The organism is Halohasta litorea (assembly GCF_024494645.1).
GTDB classification, from domain to species: domain Archaea; phylum Halobacteriota; class Halobacteria; order Halobacteriales; family Haloferacaceae; genus Halohasta; species Halohasta litorea.
In genome coordinates this window covers 372080-393850 of sequence record NZ_JANHDJ010000002.1, presented here as the reverse complement: position 1 = coordinate 393850, position 21771 = coordinate 372080, and the positions used below count along the sequence as shown (strand labels likewise).

Here is a 21771-nt window from a genome sequence, read left to right as displayed (position 1 = left end):
AATCCCGTGGTTTCGACGCGGTTCAACCACGTCGGGTGAGTCTCGTCAATCGCAGCGCGTAGGCGGTAGCTTCGATGGTGGCGAGTCAGGGAGGACTCGTCGTTCGGAAAACGGAAAGACACAATGTGGAGGCTCCCAAAAGGAAAAGTACTGTGACGATTACTCAGTTGACGCTCGTTCAGATCGACAACTACGGGCCGTGGACGGTGACGCCGGAACCGCGACGGGAGATGGACCTCCAGACGCTCCAGTCGCGGCTGTTCGCGGATGTCGCCCAGTTCATCGGGAGCCGCGGCGGCTACGTCTTCTTCACGCGGTTCGACAACATGATCGCGGTCACGAACGGAATCGACCGCGCGGCCCACGCCACCCTCCAGGAGACCATCGGCAACCGGTATCCGGTGACGATCAGTCTCGGCATCGACGTCGCCGACACGCCAGCGGCGGCCCTCGACGGCGCGACCGAGCGGCTCCAGGCCGCTGGCAGCGCCCAAGACGAGGACCGAACCGAAGTCCTCGCCGGGACATTCCTGGATCCGAGCGAGACGGGCACTGAACCGGTGCATATCGCCCATTTCGACGTCAACGACGCGACCGGCAAGTACACCGACCAGCTCAACGAGTTCGACTCCTTTATCCACATCGAGCGGAGCTACGCCTCGCTGATGGAGTATCTCCGGACGGCCCACGGCGGGCTGTCGTTTTTCGTCGGCGGCGACAACATCATCGCGGTGCTCCCCGAGCTCTCGGCAGAGGCCTATCAGGCGGCCCTCGACCACGTCGCCGACGACGCGGGCGTCGAGTTGAAAGTCGGCGTCGGTCGCGGACAGACGGCCCACGAGGCCGGGATCGCTGCTAAACACGCCCTCGAAGACTGCCGCTACGAGGGAACGACCGTCGAGTTCGCACAGCCGCACGTCCCGACCAGCGACGATTGACTCGCCTCCCCTCATGACTCGACGCTCCCTCTACTTCGTCGCCCCCGGCGAGGTCGAGCTCCGCGAGGAGCCGATCCCCGATCCCGCGGCCGACCAACTGTTGGTCCGGACGGAGCTGTCGGCGATCAGCCCCGGCACCGAACTGTTGGTCTACAACGGCGAGGTCCCCACGGAGCTGGCTGCCGATCCCAATCTCGATGCGCTGTCGGGCTCGCTGTCCTATCCACTTAAATATGGGTACGCCGCCGTCGGCGTCGTCGAGGCTGTCGGCGACGCCGTCGACGCCGACTGGCTGGGCCGTCGCGTCTTCGCGTTCCACCCTCACGAGAGCCACTTCTGTGCGACCGTCGAGGAGCTTCATCCGGTTCCCGAGGGGCTTTCCGCCGCCCAAGCGACGCTGCTACCGACCGTCGAGACGGCGGTGACGCTGGTCCAGGACGGCGAACCGAAACTCGGCGAGCGGGCGGTCGTCTTCGGCCAGGGACTGATTGGCCTCGTGACCACCGCGCTGCTCGGCCAGTTTCCCCTCCAGGAGCTCGTGACCGTTGACTACAGCGCCGACCGACGCGCACGCTCGCGGGAACTCGGCGCGACCGACAGCGTCCACCCCGACGCGATCGGCGAGGCACTACCACTGCCCGGCGAGGCGTCGAGCGACGAATATGCGGGGGCGGACCTCACGTACGAACTCTCGGGGAACCCCGAGGCCCTGGATGCGGCGGTGTCAGTGACGGGCTATGACGGCCGGATCGTCGTCGGCTCGTGGTACGGCACGAAGCCAACCGAACTGGATCTCGGCGGGCGATTCCATCGCAGTCGGATCTCGCTGACAAGCAGTCAGGTCAGCACGATCGACCCCTCGCTCCGCGGTCGGTGGGACCGCGGCCGGCGGATGGAACTCGCGTGGCAGCAGCTCGGCGAGCGTGGCCTCGGGGAGCTGCTCACCGACCGCTACCCGATCGCCGAGGCCCCGGCGGCCTACGATGCGCTGGCCGCATCGACCGATGGGATGGTGGGGACACTCTTTAGCTACGACGGCCCCACATAGCGGGTATGTACACGGTTTCGGTTCGGCGGCCGTTCATCGCCCAGCACTTTCTGACGGTGCCTGATCCCGGTCCCGAGGGTGACCGACACTCCCATCAGTTCACCGCAGTCGTGGAGTTCGAGGGCGAGAGCCTCGACGAGTACGGCTATCTGGTCGATATCGACGCGATCAACGCCGCCCTCGACGATATCGTTGAGACCTACGCCGACACGACGCTCAACGACCAGCCAGCCTTCGAGGGGTTGAACCCGAGCGTCGAACACTTCTCTCGGATCGTCTGTGAGCGAATCGTCGAGCATGCGGCACCAACGAATCCGGATCGAATCCGGGTCCGGCTCTGGGAGGACGACGAGGCGTTCGCGAGCTACGAACAACCACTGCCCGATTCATGAAGGGCCGACGGCTTGCGACACTCGTGGCGAGCCTGCTGATCGGCTGGATGGCAGCCTCGCAGGTTGGGATCTACCGGGTTCGGCTCCTCGCGGGGCAGCTGTTGGCAGCGGTTCCGGATGCGGTCATGCCGCGGCATTTCAGCGTGCTTCCGCCACCACCGCCGGAGTACGTCGGTGTGTGGGAGGTCGCTCCCACTGAGGCCCGGCGGCGGCTCCGCTCGGAGTTCGGCTTTCGCCGGTTAGTCAGGGCCTACTTCCACTGCTACGACCGCGAGGGTCGGAGCGTCCACGAGGTCGGCAGCTACGTCTACCGCCCCGACGGCCTCACCAGCACACACCAGCTGCACGTCCGGCTGTTTCCGACAGCCGATGGCCGCACCGAGCTCTGGTGTCACTGGGAACTCAACGCGAACGTCTCGCCGATCGCCCACCTGCGGCGGCAGGGGTACGATCCGGGCGAAGGCGAGCGCCGACTCCGCGAACTGCTGGCCAACGAGCCGATTTCGGCGGCCGATGATGGGACCTCCAGGACAGTAGCCGACGACTAACCGGGCGAGTAGAGCCGTAGCCGGGAACTACAGCCGGGCGAGCACGTCGAGATGGTGGGCGACGAGCGTGAGTTCGCCGCGCTCCAGTTGGCCCCGTCGGCGCTCGATCCAGTCGGCTCTCGTTTCAGGCTCGATCACGTCGGCCGGGTAGTCGGCCAGCGCGCCGTCGATCGTCTCCAGGAGGTGTTCCAGGACGGCCGACTCGGCGGCCGAATACGCGCTATCGGTCGGACGAACGATCCAGTCGGCCCCGCCCGCCTCCAGGACGGTGTAGCCAGCCGCGGGGAGCTCTTTTAAAAGCTGCTGGCCCGCTCGACTGCTTCCCGGCTGTGCCCGAACCTCGTCCATGTGTCGGTGATAGAGCCGCTCGATTCGGTCGTCGACCGGGTCACGAGGGATAAACGAGGTGTGGCCGTTGAACGTAACCGGCGCGTAGAGTAATCCGTTGTCGCCGAGAACCCCTTTTAAGTCCTCGACCGCGGGCTGGAGGTCGACCAGATCCAGGACGGCCGCAGCGATGACCGCATCCGCCGCGTCATCGATGGCGAAGCCGTCGCCGGTCTCCAGGCCGATCTCGATCGTCCGCTCGGTGCCGTCGCTGTCAGTCCGGCGGGCGCGGATCGGGTCGGACTGCTCGTCGACCGTGTAACCAGCCGCCCGGAGTCGCTCGGGGAGCCGCTTTCGGGCACTGTCGACGGTCTCAGCATCGAGGTCGACCGCGCGGTAGGAGACCGTCGGCGGCAGGGCCTCCCAGTCGGCCAGCCGGGCGATCATCGAACCGGTTCCGGACCCGATTTCGACGATCCTGACGGGATCGCTCCCGCCCGCTCGCTCCGCGAGCTCGGTGACGAACTGCTCCCACACCCGACGGTTCAGGGCGCGATCCTCGACAGTTCGCTTTGCGGTGAGGAACTCGGGAAAGGTAGTCACGGCCGACCACCCTGTTCGGTCCGCGTATCGTTCGGTGAGGCCGCACGATCGGCCGACGACGACCGATCAGTCGCCATCCGAGTCAACAGCGACCGAACCGCGGCCAGCGTCTCGTCCCAACTCGGGTGGGCCGCCGCGGTATCGAGGGCCGCCACGCCGAGGTCGGCGAGTCGCGCTCTGTCGGCCGCGAGGTCGGCCAGCAGGGCGGCGATCCGGCCCTCGTCGCCGGGGTCGACGAGGAAGCCGTTGTCGCCATTACGAATAAACTCGCCCGCACCGCCGCGGGCGCTGGCGATCGGGACGACGCCGTACTCCATGGCTTCGAGATAGACCATGCCGAACCCTTCGTACCGCGAGGGGACACAGAGCACGTGACTGGCCTCGAATACGTCGGTCAGCTCGCTATCCGCGATTTCGCCGGTGAACTCGATACGATCGTCCACTCCCAGTTCCACCGCCCGGTCGGCAGCCGTGGCAGCGTACTCCGGGTCCGCCTCGCTGCCCACGACAGTCATCCGCCAGTCCGAACAGTCGTGGCGGCGTGCAAGCGTACTGACCGCCGACAGTAGCGTGGTGAGCCCTTTTCGCGGGAGAAGGTTCCCGACGAAGGCGATTCGGAGTGGCCCATCGGCGGCCCGCTGGCGAACGGCCGTCTCGCTGAGTCCCCTCCCTTCGACCCGACCGGCGGGCGGTGCGACCAGGCTCTCGCCGAGGCCACCCCCGAGTGCGGCGGCCCGTCGTCGGGTAAACTTGCTGGTACAGACCGCCCCGTCGACCGAGTCGAGATACCGACGTTCGATCCAGCGTCGCAGCCGCAGGCACCGCCCGTGGTGGTCGTCGGAGCCCACGTGGTGGACGAGCGCGACGACCGCCCCCGGCCGAGTCAGCCGGTGGTTCTGCCGCCACAGCGACGGATGGCAGAGTTCGTCCTGGAGCAGCACATCTACCGGCCTGTTCAGTCGGGTCGAGACCGACGATCGGAGGCCGTCGACGACGCCTCGCCAGTAGTTGCGCCACGGGAGCGCGATCACCTCGACGGTGTCGCCGTGGCTTCGGAGATAGTCGACCAACCGTCGGTTGTACCGAAAGCCACCGGAGGTTTCGTCGAGCCCGCCGTACACTACCAGTCCAATCTCCATTCTGTGTTCGTTGCTAGTCGTGTTAGTGGGAGACCACTTATAAGATCGACACCGACTCAGCGACGGCCTGAGACCGTGAGCCAGTCGCGGCTGAAATTGAAGCAGAACGGGACCAAGACGACAACGGCGACCGGTCGGGTCACCGACGGTTCGGTAACAGGGAGCAGGGCCAGCCAGACCGTCGCCATTGCCAGTCCGCCAAGCACTCGACGGAGCTGGCTCGGCGGCAGGTCGTAGACTGGGCAGTCGCGCCGACGCCGAAGCCAGCAGCCGAAGACGAACAGGTAGCGCGCCAGGCCGACGAGCAGGAACACACGCGGGACGAGATCGGCGGCGACGATGAGGGCGGTCCCGAACAACACCGTCAGGCCATCCATCTCGGTGTCGAGTCGCCCGCCAAGTTCGGAGATGGCGTCGGTCGCGCGGGCGATGGCCCCATCGAGGGTATCGAGTCCGGCGGCGATCGCAAACAGCACCGCCGGGAGCCACGCGGCGCGACCGGCCGGGAGACCAGTAGCCAAAAACCCGGCAAACACCGCGAGGGCAGCCCCCCGAGAGAGTGTAACGGCGGTTGCAAACGTGATCGGCTCGTCGGCCCGACTGACAGCCCACCCGACAGGAACAGAGACGGTCACCAGCCCACCGGCGACACCGGCGAGGAACGCGGTCGAGAGCCCGAGAGCCAACCGGGCTTGCAGCAGCCAGACGGCCGCGACGACGAGCAGCCCGATCCCAAGCAGTGGGGTCGGCCACCGCTGCCAGCCCGCCGAGCGGTCGAGGGGGTACTCACGAGCCATCGTGGGGCTCCAGAATGCCGAGGGCTGACCGTGAGACCATTCAGGCTTCCCACTGGTAGAGCAACACGAGGACGACGATCAACACGAGCTGTGTGATCTTGTCGATAGCTGTCGGCAGGCCGACAGCGGCGGGGCCCGCAGGCCGGTTGATCGCGTACCACGCGACGATTTGAACGCCCGTGTACGGAATCCCGACGAGGTACAGCAGCGGACGGCGGTAGTCGACGAGTAACAGCACGATTGCCCCGACGAACCCGCCAGCGGCCAACAGAAAGAGGACGCCGCCAGGTTCGGGAACGAACGTGAGACCGATAACGAAATGCACGGTTGCGGTGATAAGCGCCAGCACGATACCGACCCAGTCGAGCGTCGTGAGCGAATCGAGTTCCAGCCGCTCGGCGAGTGCAGTCATATACGCCCCATCGTGTATCACTCCCAAACAAGTTTTGTTACCGGCTATCCCGTTGCCCTGCCCACCGCAGCGTCGGTCGGAACGGATTTGACGCCGACGCACCGACACGGGGTATGGACGGAGACCGCCGTCGGCTCCTCGCGGGACTCGTGGTCGGGACGCTGTTGTTGCTGAGTGGCGTCGCTCCCTACCCGGTGTTTGGGTCGCCCTACCAGACGGGCGAGCCAGCGCCCTACTTGCATCAGGCTGTCGCCGACGACCAGGGTGATTTCGGAAACCTCGTCGAGCTCTATGGGTTCGACCCCGAGGACGCAACGTCAGTCGATGAGCTCTCGCCGACGGGCCAGCTCGCCGTCGAGCGGACGATCGCCAGCGGACCTGACGGAGATGGGTGGTACCGGTACGAACTCCCGGTCTGTCGGGACGTGATGGTCGTCTGCGATTCGGTTCGTGAACCTCCAGCAGAGTTCCAGTACGGCGAGGCCGCCCCCGACGATGTGTTTACGATCATCGAGGCCGACGGCCAGCGGTATCTGTTCCAGACCGGTGTCCAGGAGGGGACCGGACTGAGCGATGGGTTCGGCGACCAGCCGACGTCGACGTACGTCTGGCTGTTCGGGCTGCTGCCGCTCGGCGCGATCGTCATCGCCACGAACGCCATCGCCCAACAGACGGGGAACAATCGGGTCCCAACCGTGCTGACTGCTGGCGGGGCGGGGCTGCTTGTCGTCGGCCTGGCGGTGCCCTACCTGAGCGTCGCCGGGGTGGTTTCCTACGACGTGATCGCCCACCCCCTCCTGGTCGGTGTTGTCGGGGCGACGCTGGCGGCCATCGGGGGGCTCGTCTGGCAGACGATCCAGTACACCGGGGCAATCGAGACCTGAGTGTCAGCAGATGGTTTATATATGGGTGATCGAAATCCACCGAATACGATGCCAGCCACGAGCAGTCGACCTGTTGTCGTCATCACCGGCGCTGCCTCGGGTATCGGTGCGGCGACCGCGGCGGCGTTCGCCGACGCGGGGTGGACGGTGTATGCGACCGATATCGACCCCGATTACCCGGCGACCGTCGAGGCGGGTTGTCGGTGTCTCGACTGCGATGTCACCGACAGCGAGGAACCCCAGGCAGTCGTCGACCGGGTGCTCGACGAGACGGGCCGGATCGACGTGCTGGTCAACAACGCCGGATTTGCCGTCCCCGGCCCGGTCGAAGACGTATCCGTCGAGGCCTCCAGGAAGCAGTTCGATGTCGTCGTCCACGGCACCCACAACATGACACAGGCCGCCCTCCCGGCGATGCGAGAGCAGGGCCGGGGGCGGATCATCATGCTATCGAGCGTGTTGGGGGTCGCCCCGTCGACCGGAATCGGAACCTACGGGGCTGCGAAGGCGGCGGTCGAATCGCTGTCTGATTCCCTGCGGATGGAACTCCGCGGCACTGGGGTCTCGGTCTCGCTGATCGAGCCAGCGTGGGTCGACACTGCGTTTTCAGGGAGCGCGGCAGATCGGCTCCCCAGCGATCGAACGCCCGCCTACAGCGACATCTACGAGACGGTCGAGTCGGGATGGGTGGTCGACGGCGGGCCACTGGCGGTTGCCCCCGAGAAAGTGGCCGACACCGTGGTCGAGGCGGCGACCGCCGACAGCCCGAAGGCACGATATCCCGTCGGTCGCCGGAGCCGGTTCGTGCGCTCCGAGCGGTGGCTCCCGACATCGATCAGCGACTGGTCGACGCCAGCGTTCAACCGGGCGACGATCACCGCCCGGCGGCTCTGGGAGTTCTGTTTCAGCAGTGGGTCGGATGCCGAGTCGACGAGGCGGCTCTCGACCGGCCAGGAGGTGTCGGTGCCGCTGTCGACCCACGCGTCGATCTCGGGGGTCGTCCTCTCGGCGTCGGCGGAGGGCGTCGGCTCGTTGCTGCCGTCGAGGCTCGCGCCTGTCCGGCTCACGCCCCGGCGGGGGATGGTCGTAATCATGTCAGTCGATTACAGCCGAATCGGGCGCGGCGAGATCGACCCCTACGACGAGGTGGCGATCATGATCCCAGCAGTGCCGGACACCGGGCGGCTGCCGCTCCTGTCTGCGCTCTCGGGGGGCGTCGGCGGCTACGTCTGGCAGTTGCCGGTGACGACCGAGCCCGCCTGCGCGCTCGGCCGAGAGATCTGGGGCTACCCGAAATCCGTCGCCGAAATCGATATTGCGAACGATGACGGGGTGACACGGACCCGGCTGGCTGTCGAGGGCCAGCACGTACTGTCGCTGGCAGTCGAGCAGCCGCCGACGCGGGATCGGGAGCTGTCGCTTTCGTCCTACACGGTGCGGGATGGCGAGCTCCAACAGATACCGAACACGTTTTCCGGGGAGTTGGGCCTCTGGCCGCTGGGTCGGCGGGCCGATTGGTCGCTCGGCGAGCACGCGTGGGCCGACAGCCTCCGGTCGGTGGACCTCGGGTCGCGGCCGCTGGCGCGGTTCGGCGGGAACTGCGAGTTCACGATCGGGGAGCCGAGGGTCGTTGGGACGCGGTAACGTCGCCAGCGGCTGATCGTCATCTTTAGGTTTCGGCTGAAGAAGTGACCGTATGGATCGTCTCCGGCAGTCGCTTCTCGACACCCCGATAACCGAAAAGGACGGCTACCAGTACTTCGTCCATCCCATCAGCGATGGCGTCCCGATGCTGGAGCCGGAACTGCTTCGCGAGATCACCGTTCGAATCATCCAGGAGGTCGATCTCGACGGCGTCGACAAGATCGTCACACCGGCGGCAATGGGCATCCACATCTCGACGGCGGTCTCGCTGTCGACCGACATCCCGGTGGCGATCATCCGCAAACGCTCGTATGGCCTCGACGGCGAGGTTTCGCTGTCGCAGGTCACCGGCTACTCGGAATCCGAGATGTACATCAACGACGTGGAGGCGGGCGACCGGGTACTCGTCCTGGATGACGTGCTCTCGACCGGCGGGACGATGACGGCAATCCTGGATGCGCTGACCGAAATGGGCGCGGAGGTCGCCGACGTGCTTGCGGTGATCAAAAAGGTCGGCCCGAACGAACTCGATGATACCGACTACGAGGTCAAGACGTTGATCAACGTCGATGTGGTCGACGGCGAGGTCGTGGTCGTTGACGAAGACGGCGATTTCTGAGTCGGCTTTCGCAACCCTTATTTGCTGTATGGCGGTACCATAGAGTGCGCGCCGGAGTAGCTCAGCCTGGCAGAGCGAATCCTTCGTAAGGATTAGGCCGAGGGTTCGGATCCCTCCTCCGGCTTGGTTTCTACGACGAATCAAAACGGCGAGCGATGCATGGATTCCACTGGGTTAGGCAGCCACTAACGGAGCCGATAGTCGAACAGCCACGAGAGACATTTCCAGATAGTAACCGAATAATTATAACCGTGTGGGACGTTATCATGATCACAGGACATTGATGTAATGCGTCTCCCCCAAACACTCACAGATCGCAGTGCCCACACCGAAGGCGGTGACGAGTCGACCGCGCCGATCCAACAGCTTCGAGCACGCAGTCTGATCGGCCGATCGTCCGTCGAGGCGGTCGGCTTCTGGGCAGCGGTCGTCCTCCCAGTGCCGACGCTCCTGGTGCTCGTAGTCGGCGTCGGCACCATCACGGAGTTGGGTGTGTTCTCCGGGCTCCTCACGGCGAATCTGCTTGCCTTTTATATCGGCCACGGCCATTCTCGTCCGGAATCCGAGAGCAGCCACTGACCACAGCCGACTCCAGGAGTGTTGATGATTGCACTAACGCACCAGCCCTTCGACCGACTACTCCGGCTGCAGCCGAACGAGTGGTGCCGATCCAGCATCGACCGCGACGTAGAGATGGCCCGTCTTGGGAGCCGTCTCGACCGCCCGAATCCGCCAATCACGGTCCGCAAGCAGCGGCTCGCGTTCGGTCACGTCGGTGCCGTCGACCACAAACCGACCGAGGTACGTCCCAGCGAGATTGCCGACGAACAGATCGCCCTGCCACTCGCTGATCGGCCCGTCGTAGAACGTCATCCCCGCCGGTGGGAAGCCACCCGAGCCGCACTCCCAGTAGTAGACCGGCGGAATGAGGTCCGCTCGCTCGGCGGGCGGGTCGCCGATCGGTTGGTCGGTGCCGTACTCGCAGGCATACGTCGCCACCGGCCAGCCGTAGTTACCACCCGCCTCGATCACGTTGAGCTCGTCGCCGTCGCGCTCGCCGTGTTCGGATTCCCAGAGTGCGCCCGTCTCAGGGTGGACCGTCAACCCCTGTGGGTTCCGGTGGCCGTAGCTGTAGATCGGATCGCGGGCCTCAGAGGTGTCGACAAAGGGATTATCATCGGGAATCGAGCCGTCGGGCTCGAAGCGGAGGATCGTCCCGAGGTCGTTGCTGAGGTCTTGGGCGACATGATCCGGCCCGAAGTCCTTGAACTGTCGATCACCGACGCTCAGATAGACCAATCGATCGGCCCCGAAGACGACCCGCGAGCCGTAGTGATTGACGCGATCGAGAAACGGTTCGGCGGCGTGGAGCACATCGAAGGCCGAGAGCGTCGCGGCGTCGGGATCGAGTCTCCCGCGGCCGAGGTGAGTCGTCGTCCGGCCGTCGCCGGTCGCCGCCGAGTAGGTCAGATACAGCCACGGCTCGGCGGGGAAATCGGGATGGATCGCCGCATCGAGCAGGCCACCCTGTCCGGCCGAATCCACCGACGGAACGCCGTCGATTGCCGTTTGGGTACCGTCCTCACGGTCGACGAGGACGAGCCGTCCCGTATCGCGCTCGGTGACGACCAGCCGGGAGTCGCCGGGGAGAAACGCCAACCCCCAGGGGTTGCTGAGCTCCTCGGTGACTGTTTCGGCGACGACACCGGCGGGGAGCGCCGTGTCGGAACCGGAGCCCAGACAGCCAGCAGTGCCCCCGAACGCCGCTGCACCAACGACTGAAACGTACCGTCGACGCTTCATTGGTCGATGGTACCGCTCGATGGGAATAAAAACAGGCGGCCGACCGATGGAGTTAGGCGCGTCGACGCGCAGAGAGGTGACAGCGGGATGGACGACCACACCCATGATCCGACGGTCGCGCCACCACTCTCCGGCGAGCCGACGGGCTGGAACCCCCAGACCGGCCACTGGGAGCACGGCACCCTCCGACTGGCGACCCTCTACGGCGTCCGCTTTTATAATGCGGGCGAGTACCACGCCTCCCACGACTGTTTCGAGGATGAATGGTACAACTACGGCAGCGGCACCACCGAAAGCGCGTTCCTCCACGGGATGGTGCAGGTCGCCGCCGGAGCCTACAAGCACTTCGATTTCGAGAACGACGACGGGATGCGGAGCCTCTTCGAGACCGCCCTGCAGTACCTTCACGGCGTCCCCGAGGACTTCTACGGCGTCGATGTCGCCGACATCCGGTCGACGCTCCAGGAGGCCCTCACCGAGCCGACCGTGATCGAGGGCTGGCAGCTACGGGTCGACGGCGAGACACCCACCGCCCAGGAGTCGGATCGACAGTATCTCGACGGCTGATCCATGCTTATAAGTAGCCACTGACTACTCCGCCGACGGGCAGCGAGCTATACCGGGCTGCTCAAATGTCTCCCCTGCCTGCCTGTTTCCAATGAGGATTTACGAACTCGGCGATGGAACGCCGGAGGTCGCGGTCGTCGGTGGGATTCACGGCGACGAGCCGTGTGGCCCACTGGCCATCGAGCGGCTTCTCGCCGAGGAGCCAGCCGTCGAGCGGCCGGTCAAGTTCATTATTGCGAACGAGGCGGCCCTGGAGGCGGGCGAACGCTATCTCGACGCCGATCTCAACCGGGTCTTCCCGGGGGATGCGGATGCCGAGGCCCACGAGCGCCGCCTCGCCCACGACATCGCCCGCGAGATCCAGGGCTGTACCACCCTCGCGCTGCATTCGACCCAGTCGACACCCAAACCGATGGGCGTTATCCGGTCGGTCGACGAGGTCGCCCGCGCGATCTACCCCCGGCTCCCGGTCGACGTGTTGATCGAGACCGACTCCCACACCGACGGACGGCTGGTCGAATACCCCCACACGATCGAAGTCGAGTGTGGGCTACAGGGCACCGAGGCGGCCGCCGAGAACGGCTACGAGCTCGTGCGGGCGTTTCTGGCGGCGACAGGGGCCCTGCCGGCTCCCGACGCCACGAGCCGGCTCGATACGCCGGACCCCGAAGCCGTGGACGTCTTCCGGCTCCAGGAGCCGATCCCGAAACCGACCGGCGAGAGCTACGACGTCTTCGTCGACAACTTCGAGTTAGTCACCGAGGGAACGGCGTTCGCCGCGGTCGACGGCGACCCGCTACACGCGGACGCCGATTTCTATCCGGTCTTGCTGTCGGCGGAGGGCTACGAGAACATCTTCGGCTACGTCTCGGAACCGGTTGGCCACGTCGCCTAACGGCCGTTAGTCGTTGGCTAACTTCACGAGTGTGAGGTCGCGATCCAACAGACAGTGGTCGTGTGGGGGCTCACCCTCGACCGAGACGATCCGGTACTCGGTCTCGAAGTCGACGCCCTCCGGCACACAGTACTCGTGGCTCGGGCACTCGGTGTGGGGACAGCCGCCTTCGAGGCTGGCTTTGCTCCCGGCGTAGGCACCGCGAGAGGCGATGTTGGCCGGGACCGGTGTGGGCTCGACCTCGACGGCCCGGACACCGGTGTCGTGGAGCGCACAGTCGAGCAGTTGGGCGTTTTCCCGGATATCAGTGATGCGGTAGCGTCTGCCTTCTTCGAGATTGAGACATTGGCTCCGGTAGGGACAGCCCGCACAGCCGTCGGCCTCGCCGCGGTAGACGAACTCCCGACCGACCTCCGCGAGCCGGTCGCCGATGAGTGTGACAGTAGACATATATCTTCTTTCGGTCCGAACCCCGTTAACGTTCGCCCCTACTCGGGCGTGCCGACGAGCTCGTCGAGTTTTGCGAAGTAGGTCTCCCGTGGCACCTGATAGCAGTCTCGGAAGTCGACCTCGCCATCGGCGAACCGTCCGGCGGTTTCGACCGCGCCGTCGATCGCCGCCTCGCGGTCGTCGTACCGTGTGGCGATCGCCTCGATCTCGGGTTCGAGAAACAGTTTCACCTGCCAGTTGTCGGTGGCGACCGAGCCGGCACCTGGGCGACGCTGGGGCGAGCCGTTTGTCACGTAGATCGTCGGCAGACAGGCCGCGGGGAAGGCCTCGGAATCGAAGACGTCCGGCCGGTAGGCGAGGATGATCCGTCCCTCGGGTTCTTCGTTCCAGACGCGCCAGCCTGACGGCAACTCGGGAAGACTCATAGCCGTCGTTAGCCGCCGACCTACTAAGACCCCGCGCCAGCAGGCCGTCGACGTGTGTCGAAGGGCCGCTGGCCGTCGCGTAAGCACTACCTTCCGTGGTAGTGACACGGTTACGCCCCGCCGACGCGACACTCCGGGCGATCGATCACACGCCACTGCCACCGCGAACCGGTCGGCTGCTGTGTCCCGATTCCACCGACCACGGACCACCCATCCCGGAGAAAGCCTTATACGTTTCAAAAAACACAATGCAAATAGTCTCGGTCTCCCGACCGGGCAAACACACCTCTCCACGCGCGCCGTTCGTTGGTTCTCGATGTCGTTCGTTGTTCGTCGCCGACCGGGTGTTCGGTCCAGTGGAGTGGTATGCGTACCCATGCCACGAACGAGACTTGGTTGCGGCGTCCGTCTGGTCGCCACCAGCCGTGGTTTCGTGCTACCTCCGGCCGCAGTCGGTCGACACGCCCGACGTCGACCATGTGGCCAGTGATACAATGAGCAACGACAGACAAACCCTCGAACGCCTCAGTCAGCACTACCAAGCATCGGTTCCCGAAGACCTCCGCGAAGCCAAGACCTTCGATTGGTATCTCGACGAGGTGACCGACGATCCGCGGATCGCCCGCAACGCCCACCAACGCGTTGCCGATATGTTCGACCACTACGGCACCACCTACGACGAGGACGCCGGGGTCGTCGAGTATACGATGGCCTCCGAAGACCCCTTACACGACGGTGAAAACGTGTTCTACGGGCGGGAGGTCCACGAATCGATCCACGAGTTCGTCAACAAGGTCAAATCCGGTGCCCGTGGGCTCGGCCCCGAGAAACGTATCAAACTCCTCCTCGGTCCCGTGGGGTCGGGCAAGTCCCATTTCGACTGGCTCGTCCGACGGTACTTCGAGAACTACACCCTCCAGGAGGGCGGCCGGATGTACACCTTCCGGTGGGTCAACCTCTGTGACGTGATCCGCGATCAGGACCCCGCCGACGACACTGTCGAGTCGCCGATGCACCAGGATCCGCTCGTCTTGCTGCCACAGGAGCAGCGGGACATGATAATCGAGGGACTCAACGAGCAGCTTGAGGCTCCGTACACCATCCGCAACGAGCAGCATCTCGACCCCGCCAGCGAGTTCTACATGGATCGGCTGCTCGCAGAGTACGACGACGACCTCAAGGCGGTGTTCAACAACCACATCGAGATCATCCGACTCGTCGCCAGCGAGAACAAACGCCAGGCCGTCGAGACCTTCGAGCCGAAGGACAAGAAGAACCAAGACGAGACGGAGCTGACGGGGGACGTCAACTACTCGAAACTCGCCATTTACGGCGAATCGGACCCCCGAGCCTTCGACTACGCCGGGGCGTTCTGTAACGCCAACCGCGGTATCTTCTCCGGCGAGGAGCTCCTCAAGCTTCAGCGGGAGTTCCTCTATGACTTCCTGCACGCCTCGCAGGAACAGACGATTAAACCCAAAAACAACCCCCGTATCGACATCGACCAGGTGATCGTCGGCCGGACGAATATGCCCGAATACAGGGAGAAAAAGGGCGACGAGAAGATGGAGGCGTTCAACGACCGGACCAAACGCATCGACTACCCCTACGTCCTGGAGTACGAGCAGGAGGCCGAAATCTACGGCAAAATGCTCCGGAACGCCGACGTACCCAACATGAACATCGAGCCCCATACCCTCCAGATGGCGGGGCTGTTCGGCGTGCTGACGCGAATCGTCGAACCGAACGACGAATCAGTCACACTCGTCCAGAAGGCCAAAGCCTACAACGGCGAGTTGGATGACGACGACGTCGATGTCAAAAAACTCCGCGAGGACGGCGAGACCCAATCCGACATCGCCGAGGGAATGGACGGCGTCTCGGCGCGGTTTATCGGCGACGAGATCGCAGAGGCGATCATGGACTCGACCCACCGCGGGCGGAGCTATCTGAGTCCCCTGACGACGTTCCGCCACTTCGAGGAGAACCTCGAAAACCACGGCTCCATTCCGGAGGAAAACTTCGAGCGCTACCAGCGCTACCTCGAGATGGTCCGCGAGGAGTACAAAAATCGGGCTATCGAGGACGTCCGTCACGCACTCGCCTACGATCTCGACGAGATCCAGCGCCAGGGTGAGAAGTACATGGACCACGTGATGGCCTACATCGACGACGCCACCGTCGCCGACGAGCTCACTGGCCGCGAGCAGGAGCCCGACGAGACGTTCCTACGGTCGGTCGAGGAGAAGCTGGATATTCCGGCCGACCGCAAGGACGACTTCCGCCAGGAGGTCTCCAACTGGGTCTCCCGGCGCGCCCGCGAGGGAATTAGCTTCAACCCACAGGACAACGACCGGCTCCGCCGCGCCTTGGAGCGCAAGCTCTGGGAGGACAAGAAACACAACATCAACTTCTCGGCGTTGGTCTCGGCCAACGAGCTCGACGACGACGAGCGCAGCGCCTGGATCGACGCTCTCCGCGAGCAGGGTTACTCCGAAGAGGGGGCGCGGGAAGTCCTGGAGTTCGCTGGGGCGGAAGTCGCCAAAAGCGAGCTCGAAGAAGATGTCTGAAGACTACATCACGGCCGCCGACCGCCAACTGCAGCGGGCCTACGAGGGACCGATGAGCCTCGACGAGTACGTCGAGGCGGCCTTCGAATCTCCCTCCATCGCGGCCCACGCCAGCCGCTACCTACTGGCGGCCATCGAGTCGATGGGGACCCGCACGGTGATCGAGGAGGGCGAAGAGCGGGAGCGATACCGCTTTTTCGATGATCCACACAACGACGGCGAACACGCCGTGTTGGGCAACACGGCAGTGCTCAACGCCTTCGTCGACGACTTGCGGACGATCGCCGCCAACCGCGGCAAGGGCGAGAAGATCATCTGGTTCGACGGCCCGACGGCGACGGGCAAATCGGAGCTCAAGCGCTGTTTGGTCAACGGGCTGCGGGAGTACTCCAAGACGCCCGAGGGGCGGCGCTACACGCTCGAATGGAACATTACGGGCGCGGACAACAGCCGCGGACTGAGCTACGGCGACGAGGCCAGCGACGACGAGCAGTGGTACGAAAGTCCCGTGCAGGTCCACCCGCTGACAATCTTCCCCAAGAGCGTCCGTGAGGACCTGCTGGCCCGGCTCAACGAGGTCGATCCCGAGGGGCCACCGATCGTCATCGACGGCGAACTCGATCCCTTCAGCCGGGAGGCCTACGACTACCTCGAATCCAACTACCGGCAGGCGGGCACCCGGAAACTGTTCTCGTCGATCACCGACCGGAGCCATCTCCGAGTGACCAACTACATCGTCGACGTGGGCCGGGGAATCGGCATTCTCCACTCCGAGGACGACGGCAGCCCCAAGGAGCGGCTGGTCGGCTCCTGGATGCCCGGAATGTTGCGGGAGCTCGATTCTCGCGGCCGAAAGAACCCACAGGCGTTCAGCTATGACGGCGTGCTCTCGCAGGGCAACAGCCTGCTGACGGTCGTCGAGGACGCCAGCCAGCACGCCGATCTGCTCCGCAAACTCCTGAACGTTCCCGATGAGGGACGCGTGAAACTGGACAAAGGAATCGGGATGGATATCGACACCCAACTGGTGATGATCTCGAACCCGGATCTGGACGCCGAATTGGATCAGTACGCCGACCGCAACGGCCGCGATCCGCTGAAGGCTTTAAAACGGCGGCTGGATCGCCATGAGTTCCGGTATCTGACCAACCGGCGGCTGGAGGCCGAGCTCATCCGGCGGGAACTGACCGCCGAAAAGAGCGTCTGGGCTGATCTCGACGACGAGGAGATCGAGCGCCGAGTCCGGGCCCCGCTGTCGATTGCGATCCGCGACGGCCGCGGCGAGACGCGGGAGCGCGAACTCGCGCCGTTTGCGATCGGGGCGGCGGCGATGTACAGCGTCGTCAGTCGGCTCGACGGCGAGGAGCTACCCTCGGAACTCTCGTTGATCGAGAAGGCCCGGCTGTTCGAGCAGGGATATCTCCAGGACGGCGACGACCGCCGATCGATCGACGCCTTCGAGATCACTGCCACCTCCGACGGTACCCACGGGATTCCCGTCACCTACACCCGCGATATCATCGCGGATCTGCTCCACGAGGAGACCGGCCGCGGCCACCCCGATCACCCCGTCGAGAACGTGGTGATGCCCGAGGACGTGCTGAACGCGATGGCCGAGGAGCTCTCGACTACACCGGTATTCTCGCGCGCGGAAGCCGCCGAGTACGAGAACCGACTCCCCGCGGTGAAGGATTTCGTGCTCGACCAGCAGGAAGACGCCGTCCTGCAGGCGCTGCTGTCGGGCAAGAGCGTCTCGAAAGAGACGGTCGCCGAGTACGTCGAACACGTCTACGCGTGGGAGGCCGACAGCCAAATCGAGACCGAACGCGGCCGCGTCGACCCCGATCCGCTGTTGATGAAGGTATTCGAAACCGAGCATTTGGGCCGGTTCGATTCGGGCGACTACAGAGGCAACGCGCCCTCGGCCGCGGTCGAGGAGTTCCGTCGGGAGAAGGTGATCACCGCGCTGAATCGGTACGCGTGGGAACACCGCGACGAGGGCTTTTCGATCGACAACGTCGACCTGACTTCGATTCCGGTGATTCGCGCAGTCTTGGAGTCATACGACTGGGCGGATGTCAAGCGGATCTATCCGGAGTTCGACCCCAGGCAGTGGGAGGAGCCACCGACGGGGACGGTCACCGAACAGCTCAAAGACGACACGATCGCCACGCTGTGTGAGGGCGACTACTCGCCAGCATCGGCCGAACTGACGACGCGGGCAGTCATGCGAGAGGTGCAACACAAATGGGACTGAGAGACGACTTAGATCGATTCCGTGAGGTCGGCGACCAGCGCAGACAGGACCTCGAAGCGTTCATCAGCTACGGCGACCTCGGCGGCTCGCGGCCGGATCAGGTGAAGATCCCCGTCAAGATCGTCGACTTACCGGAGTTCACCTACGACAAACGGTCGATGGGCGGCGTCGGCCAGGGACAGGGCGGTACGCCCCAACCTGGCCAGCCCGTCGGCCCACCCCAACCGGGCGAGGGCGACGAGGACGGCGATCCCGGTGAGGAGGGCGCAGACCACGAGTACTACGAGATGGACCCCGAGGAGTTCGCCGAAGAACTCGACGAGGAACTGGGGCTGGATCTCGAACCGAAGGGCAAACGCGTCGTCGAGGAAGTCGAGGGCGATTTCACCGACGTCACCAAGGTCGGCCCGAAAGGCACCCTCGACTTCGAGGAGCTATTTAAAAGAGGGCTCAAGCGGAAGCTGGCGATGGACTTCGACGAGGAGTACATCCGCGAGGCCCTCAAGATCGACGGCAAGGGGCCACGGGCGGTCTTCGAGTGGGCTCGCGGCGAGCGCATCCCCGTCTCCTTCGCGTGGATCGAAGACGCCTACGACGAGATCCCCGCCGACGAGCGCACGAAGTGGGCGAGCTTCGAGGAGTTCGAGGCGAACGTCGAGCAAACCCACGTCGGCGACCGAATCCGCCGCGATGGGCTCAAGGAGGTCCCGTTCCGCCGGGAGGACGAGCGCTATCGCCACCCCGAGATCATCGAGAAGAAAGAGCGCAACGTGGTCGTCATCAACATCCGGGACGTCTCGGGGTCGATGCGCGAGCAGAAGCGCGAACTCGTCGAGCGGACGCTGACCCCGCTCGACTGGTATTTGACGGGCAAGTACGACAACGCCGAGTTCCATTACATCGCCCACGACGCCGACGCCTGGGAGGTCGACCGGAGCGACTTCTTCGGCATCCGGTCCGGTGGTGGGACTCGGATCTCCTCGGCCTACGAACTGGCCGCCGAGATTCTGGAGGAGTACCCCTTCAGCGAGTGGAACCGCTACGTGTTCGCCGCGGGCGACTCGGAGAACTCCTCGAACGACACGAAGGACCGCGTGGTGCCGCTGATCCAGGAGATCCCGGCGAACCTCCATGCCTACGTCGAAACCCAGCCCGGCGGGACCGCGATCAACGCGACCCACGCCGAGGAGGTCGAACGCGCCCTCGGGACGACGGGCAACGTCGCGGTGACACGAGTGACCAAACCCGATGACGTGGTCGACGCCATCTACGAGATACTGAGTACGGAAGACGCGGAGAGTGATTCATAATGAAAGACGAACGCTTGGACGCCAGACGGATCGCCGCCGGGCTCGACGAGCCAGTGCGGGAGGCGGCGGCGCTGGCGCGCAAACTCGGATTAGACCCCTACCCGGTGAACTACTGGATCGTCGACCACGACGAGATGAACGAACTCATCGCCTACAGCGGCTTTCAGGACCGCTACCCCCACTGGCGCTGGGGGATGGCCTACGACCGCCAGCAGAAGAAAGATCAGTTCGGCATGGGGAAGGCCTTCGAGATCGTCAACAACGACAATCCGAGCCACGCCTTTCTCCAGGAGTCCAACACGATGGCCGACCAGAAGGCGGTCATCACCCACGTCGAGGCCCACGCCGACTTCTTCGCCAACAACAGCTGGTTCGGCCTCTACAGCGACCGCGGGGGTACGGGCACAGATCCCGACGCGGCGGCGATGTTAGAACGCCACGGCGAGGCGATCGAGCGGTATATGGAGGACCCCGAGATCGACCGCACCGAGGTCGAGCGGCTGATCGATGCGGTGCTCTGCATCGAGGATACCATCGATCAACATCGCCCGCTGGCCGCCGCCGACACCGACGACGACGCCCACGATATCGACGACATCACCGACAAGCTCGATCAGCTCGGCCTCTCCGAGGACGTCCGCCAGCAGGTCTTCGACGAGGAGTGGCTCGAAGATCGAGCCGAGGCCGACGAGGCCGCCGGGATCGACGACCCCCGGCTCGACGTGATCGCGTTCCTCAGGGACCACGGCAAACGCTTCGATCCCGAGGCTGGCAAAGCCGTCGACCGCGAAGAATGGGAGACGGACGTGATCGAGCGGCTCCGCGAGGAGTCCTACTACTTCGCCGCCCAGAAGATGACCAAGGTGATGAACGAGGGGTGGGCAGCCTACTGGGAGTCGCTGATGATGGGCGACGAACGCTTCGCGGGGACTGACGAGTTCATCACCTACGCCGATCACCAGGCCCGTGTACTCGGCTCGCCGGGGCTCAACCCCTACAAACTCGGCAAGGAGCTGTGGGACCATCTCGAAAACACGACCAACCGCAAGGAGGTCGCCGACAAACTGCTCCGCGTCGAGGGCGTCACGTGGCGGAACTTCGGCGACGCGGTCGACTTCGAGGCGGTCGCCTCGCTGCTCGCACCTGATCCGGCGATCGGTGGCGTCGGCACGGATCGGCTCGACGAACTGGCCACATTGGCCGACGAAGGCGACCCACGAGTCGACGCCGACGCGGTCGAGCGGGCGATCGCGACGCGGGACGGCGAGTTCGATCCCGACGAAGAGCGGGCGATCGACGCCGACCGCTATCCGTGGAAACTCCTCACGTATGAAGGGCTGGCCGAACGTCACTTCTCGCTGGCAAAGCGACAGAACCGCGGCTTCCTCAAGGGGATCGACCGCTCGGAGCTCGAACAGTTGGCTCGGTATATGTTCGACGACGAGAAGTACGCCAGTGTGGAAGCGGCGATCGCGGACGTCGACTACACGGCGGGCTGGGATCGGATGCGCGAAGTGCGCGAAAGCCACAATGACGTGACGTTCATCGACGAGTTCCTCACCGGCGAGTTCGTGCTGCACAACAACTACTTCACCTACGAGTACTCCCACGCTGGCAGCGAGTACCGCGTGGCGAGTACGGCCGCCGAGGACGTCAAACGGAAGCTCCTGTTGCAGTTCACCAACTTCGGCAAGCCCTCGATCGCGGTCTACGACGGCAACTTCGCCAACCGCGGCGAGCTGCTGCTGGGCCACCGCTACAACGGGGTCGCCCTCGATATCGGGGAGGCTAAAGACGTCCTGGAGCGCGTGTTCGATCTCTGGGGCCGTCCGGTGAATCTAATGACGATCCGGACGGAGTACGACGACCACGAACTCGAAGTCGCCCGCAGGCGGGGCCGCGAGCCGGAGGGCACCGAGGTCGGCGTTCGTATCCGCTACGACGGCGAGGGCCACGAGGAGTTCGATCTCGAACCCGAACTGAAAACCGCGATCGAGGCCAGCGAAGTCGACTACGACACCAAACCCGACGAGTGGCTGGCGTAGCTCGACACGCTCCCCGATTGGCGACTTTTAAAAGTCGGTGAACCGACCGAACGGTCACGGCTGCTTAAAAAGGACGATTCGACAGATAACAGAATACG

At 64.7% G+C, this 21771-nt stretch carries 21 protein-coding genes and 1 tRNA gene; 15 read left to right on the top strand and 7 right to left on the bottom strand.

Going from position 1 to position 21771, the window contains the following annotated elements:
* Positions 1-152: 152 nt before the first annotated feature.
* From NO877_RS06925 to NO877_RS06910, 4 genes are read left to right on the top strand one after another with little or no spacing between them, the layout of a single operon-like run.
* Positions 153-938 carry a GTP cyclohydrolase III gene (locus NO877_RS06925; RefSeq protein ID WP_256395593.1) on the top strand — a complete coding sequence of 262 codons (786 nt, stop codon included), beginning with the start codon at positions 153-155 and terminating at the stop codon, positions 936-938.
* Between the two features lie 13 nt (positions 939-951).
* A complete protein-coding gene (locus NO877_RS06920; protein WP_256395592.1) occupies positions 952-1986 on the top strand; it encodes a zinc-dependent alcohol dehydrogenase in 1035 nt (344 codons plus the stop codon).
* 5 nt (positions 1987-1991) lie between these two features.
* Positions 1992-2378 carry a 6-pyruvoyl trahydropterin synthase family protein gene (locus NO877_RS06915; RefSeq protein ID WP_256395591.1) on the top strand — a complete coding sequence of 129 codons (387 nt, stop codon included), beginning with the start codon at positions 1992-1994 and terminating at the stop codon, positions 2376-2378.
* Complete coding sequence (locus tag NO877_RS06910; RefSeq protein WP_256395590.1) at positions 2375-2926, top strand: hypothetical protein; 552 nt, start codon at positions 2375-2377, stop codon at positions 2924-2926. The genes NO877_RS06915 and NO877_RS06910 overlap by 4 nt, the downstream gene beginning before the upstream one ends.
* A gap of 27 nt (positions 2927-2953) precedes the next feature.
* On the opposite strand, the gene NO877_RS06905 is transcribed toward NO877_RS06910, so the two are convergent.
* Genes NO877_RS06905 through NO877_RS06890 form a run of 4 tightly spaced genes read right to left on the bottom strand, consistent with a single transcriptional unit; the run spans position 2954 to position 6204 of the window.
* Positions 2954-3856, bottom strand: a complete 903-nt coding sequence (locus NO877_RS06905; RefSeq protein ID WP_256395589.1) for a class I SAM-dependent methyltransferase — start codon at positions 3854-3856, stop codon at positions 2954-2956.
* Positions 3853-4995: a glycosyltransferase family 4 protein gene (locus NO877_RS06900; RefSeq protein WP_256395588.1), complete on the bottom strand. Its 1143-nt coding sequence runs from the start codon at positions 4993-4995 to the stop codon at positions 3853-3855. The genes NO877_RS06905 and NO877_RS06900 overlap by 4 nt, the downstream gene beginning before the upstream one ends.
* A gap of 56 nt (positions 4996-5051) precedes the next feature.
* Positions 5052-5792 carry a CDP-alcohol phosphatidyltransferase family protein gene (locus tag NO877_RS06895; RefSeq protein WP_256395587.1) on the bottom strand — a complete coding sequence of 247 codons (741 nt, stop codon included), beginning with the start codon at positions 5790-5792 and terminating at the stop codon, positions 5052-5054.
* Positions 5793-5832: 40 nt separating this feature from the next.
* Complete coding sequence (locus NO877_RS06890; RefSeq protein ID WP_256395586.1) at positions 5833-6204, bottom strand: DUF7475 family protein; 372 nt, start codon at positions 6202-6204, stop codon at positions 5833-5835.
* Positions 6205-6317: 113 nt separating this feature from the next.
* On the opposite strand from NO877_RS06890, the gene NO877_RS06885 reads away from it, so the two are divergent.
* From NO877_RS06885 to NO877_RS06865, 5 genes are all read left to right on the top strand, one after another.
* Positions 6318-7088, top strand: coding sequence for a hypothetical protein (locus NO877_RS06885; RefSeq protein ID WP_256395585.1), 771 nt, complete (start codon positions 6318-6320; stop codon positions 7086-7088).
* Positions 7089-7136: 48 nt separating this feature from the next.
* Complete coding sequence (locus tag NO877_RS06880) at positions 7137-8732, top strand: SDR family NAD(P)-dependent oxidoreductase (protein ID WP_256395584.1); 1596 nt, start codon at positions 7137-7139, stop codon at positions 8730-8732.
* 52 nt (positions 8733-8784) lie between these two features.
* Positions 8785-9351 carry a hypoxanthine/guanine phosphoribosyltransferase gene (gene hpt / locus NO877_RS06875; protein ID WP_256395583.1) on the top strand — a complete coding sequence of 189 codons (567 nt, stop codon included), beginning with the start codon at positions 8785-8787 and terminating at the stop codon, positions 9349-9351.
* Between the two features lie 50 nt (positions 9352-9401).
* Positions 9402-9475: transfer RNA gene (locus NO877_RS06870), tRNA-Thr, on the top strand.
* A gap of 164 nt (positions 9476-9639) precedes the next feature.
* Positions 9640-9930, top strand: coding sequence for a DUF8028 family protein (locus tag NO877_RS06865; protein WP_256395582.1), 291 nt, complete (start codon positions 9640-9642; stop codon positions 9928-9930).
* Between the two features lie 57 nt (positions 9931-9987).
* Here the strand turns inward: NO877_RS06865 and NO877_RS06860 are convergent, their stop codons facing one another.
* Positions 9988-11154 (bottom strand): PQQ-dependent sugar dehydrogenase, encoded by a 1167-nt coding sequence (locus tag NO877_RS06860; protein WP_256395581.1) that lies wholly within the window; start codon positions 11152-11154, stop codon positions 9988-9990.
* A gap of 87 nt (positions 11155-11241) precedes the next feature.
* On the opposite strand from NO877_RS06860, the gene NO877_RS06855 reads away from it, so the two are divergent.
* Together NO877_RS06855 and NO877_RS06850 are read left to right on the top strand one after the other, a co-directional pair.
* The gene (locus tag NO877_RS06855; protein WP_256395580.1) at positions 11242-11721 is read left to right on the top strand and encodes a DUF309 domain-containing protein; all 480 of its coding nucleotides are present in this window, start codon (positions 11242-11244) and stop codon (positions 11719-11721) included.
* Between the two features lie 91 nt (positions 11722-11812).
* Entirely contained in the window at positions 11813-12616 is an 804-nt protein-coding gene (locus tag NO877_RS06850; protein WP_256395579.1) for a M14 family metallopeptidase, read from the top strand.
* A gap of 6 nt (positions 12617-12622) precedes the next feature.
* On the opposite strand, the gene NO877_RS06845 is transcribed toward NO877_RS06850, so the two are convergent.
* Together NO877_RS06845 and NO877_RS06840 are read right to left on the bottom strand one after the other, a co-directional pair.
* Positions 12623-13066, bottom strand: coding sequence for a UPF0179 family protein (locus NO877_RS06845; RefSeq protein ID WP_256395578.1), 444 nt, complete (start codon positions 13064-13066; stop codon positions 12623-12625).
* A 38-nt stretch (positions 13067-13104) separates the two neighbouring features.
* On the bottom strand, positions 13105-13491 hold the full coding sequence (locus NO877_RS06840; protein WP_256395577.1) for a DUF5820 family protein: 387 nt from the start codon (positions 13489-13491) through the stop codon (positions 13105-13107).
* Positions 13492-13985: 494 nt separating this feature from the next.
* Between NO877_RS06840 and NO877_RS06835 the strand changes: the two genes are divergently transcribed.
* The 4 genes from NO877_RS06835 to NO877_RS06820 are packed head-to-tail and all read left to right on the top strand — an operon-like array spanning position 13986 to position 21673.
* Entirely contained in the window at positions 13986-16061 is a 2076-nt protein-coding gene (locus NO877_RS06835; protein WP_256395576.1) for a PrkA family serine protein kinase, read from the top strand.
* On the top strand, positions 16054-18318 hold the full coding sequence (locus NO877_RS06830) for a PrkA family serine protein kinase (protein ID WP_256395575.1): 2265 nt from the start codon (positions 16054-16056) through the stop codon (positions 18316-18318). The genes NO877_RS06835 and NO877_RS06830 overlap by 8 nt, the downstream gene beginning before the upstream one ends.
* Entirely contained in the window at positions 18309-19628 is a 1320-nt protein-coding gene (locus NO877_RS06825) for a DUF444 family protein (RefSeq protein ID WP_256395574.1), read from the top strand. Before NO877_RS06830 ends, NO877_RS06825 begins: the two co-directional genes overlap by 10 nt.
* Positions 19628-21673 carry a SpoVR family protein gene (locus NO877_RS06820; protein WP_256395573.1) on the top strand — a complete coding sequence of 682 codons (2046 nt, stop codon included), beginning with the start codon at positions 19628-19630 and terminating at the stop codon, positions 21671-21673. The genes NO877_RS06825 and NO877_RS06820 overlap by 1 nt, the downstream gene beginning before the upstream one ends.
* Positions 21674-21771 lie beyond the last annotated feature (98 nt).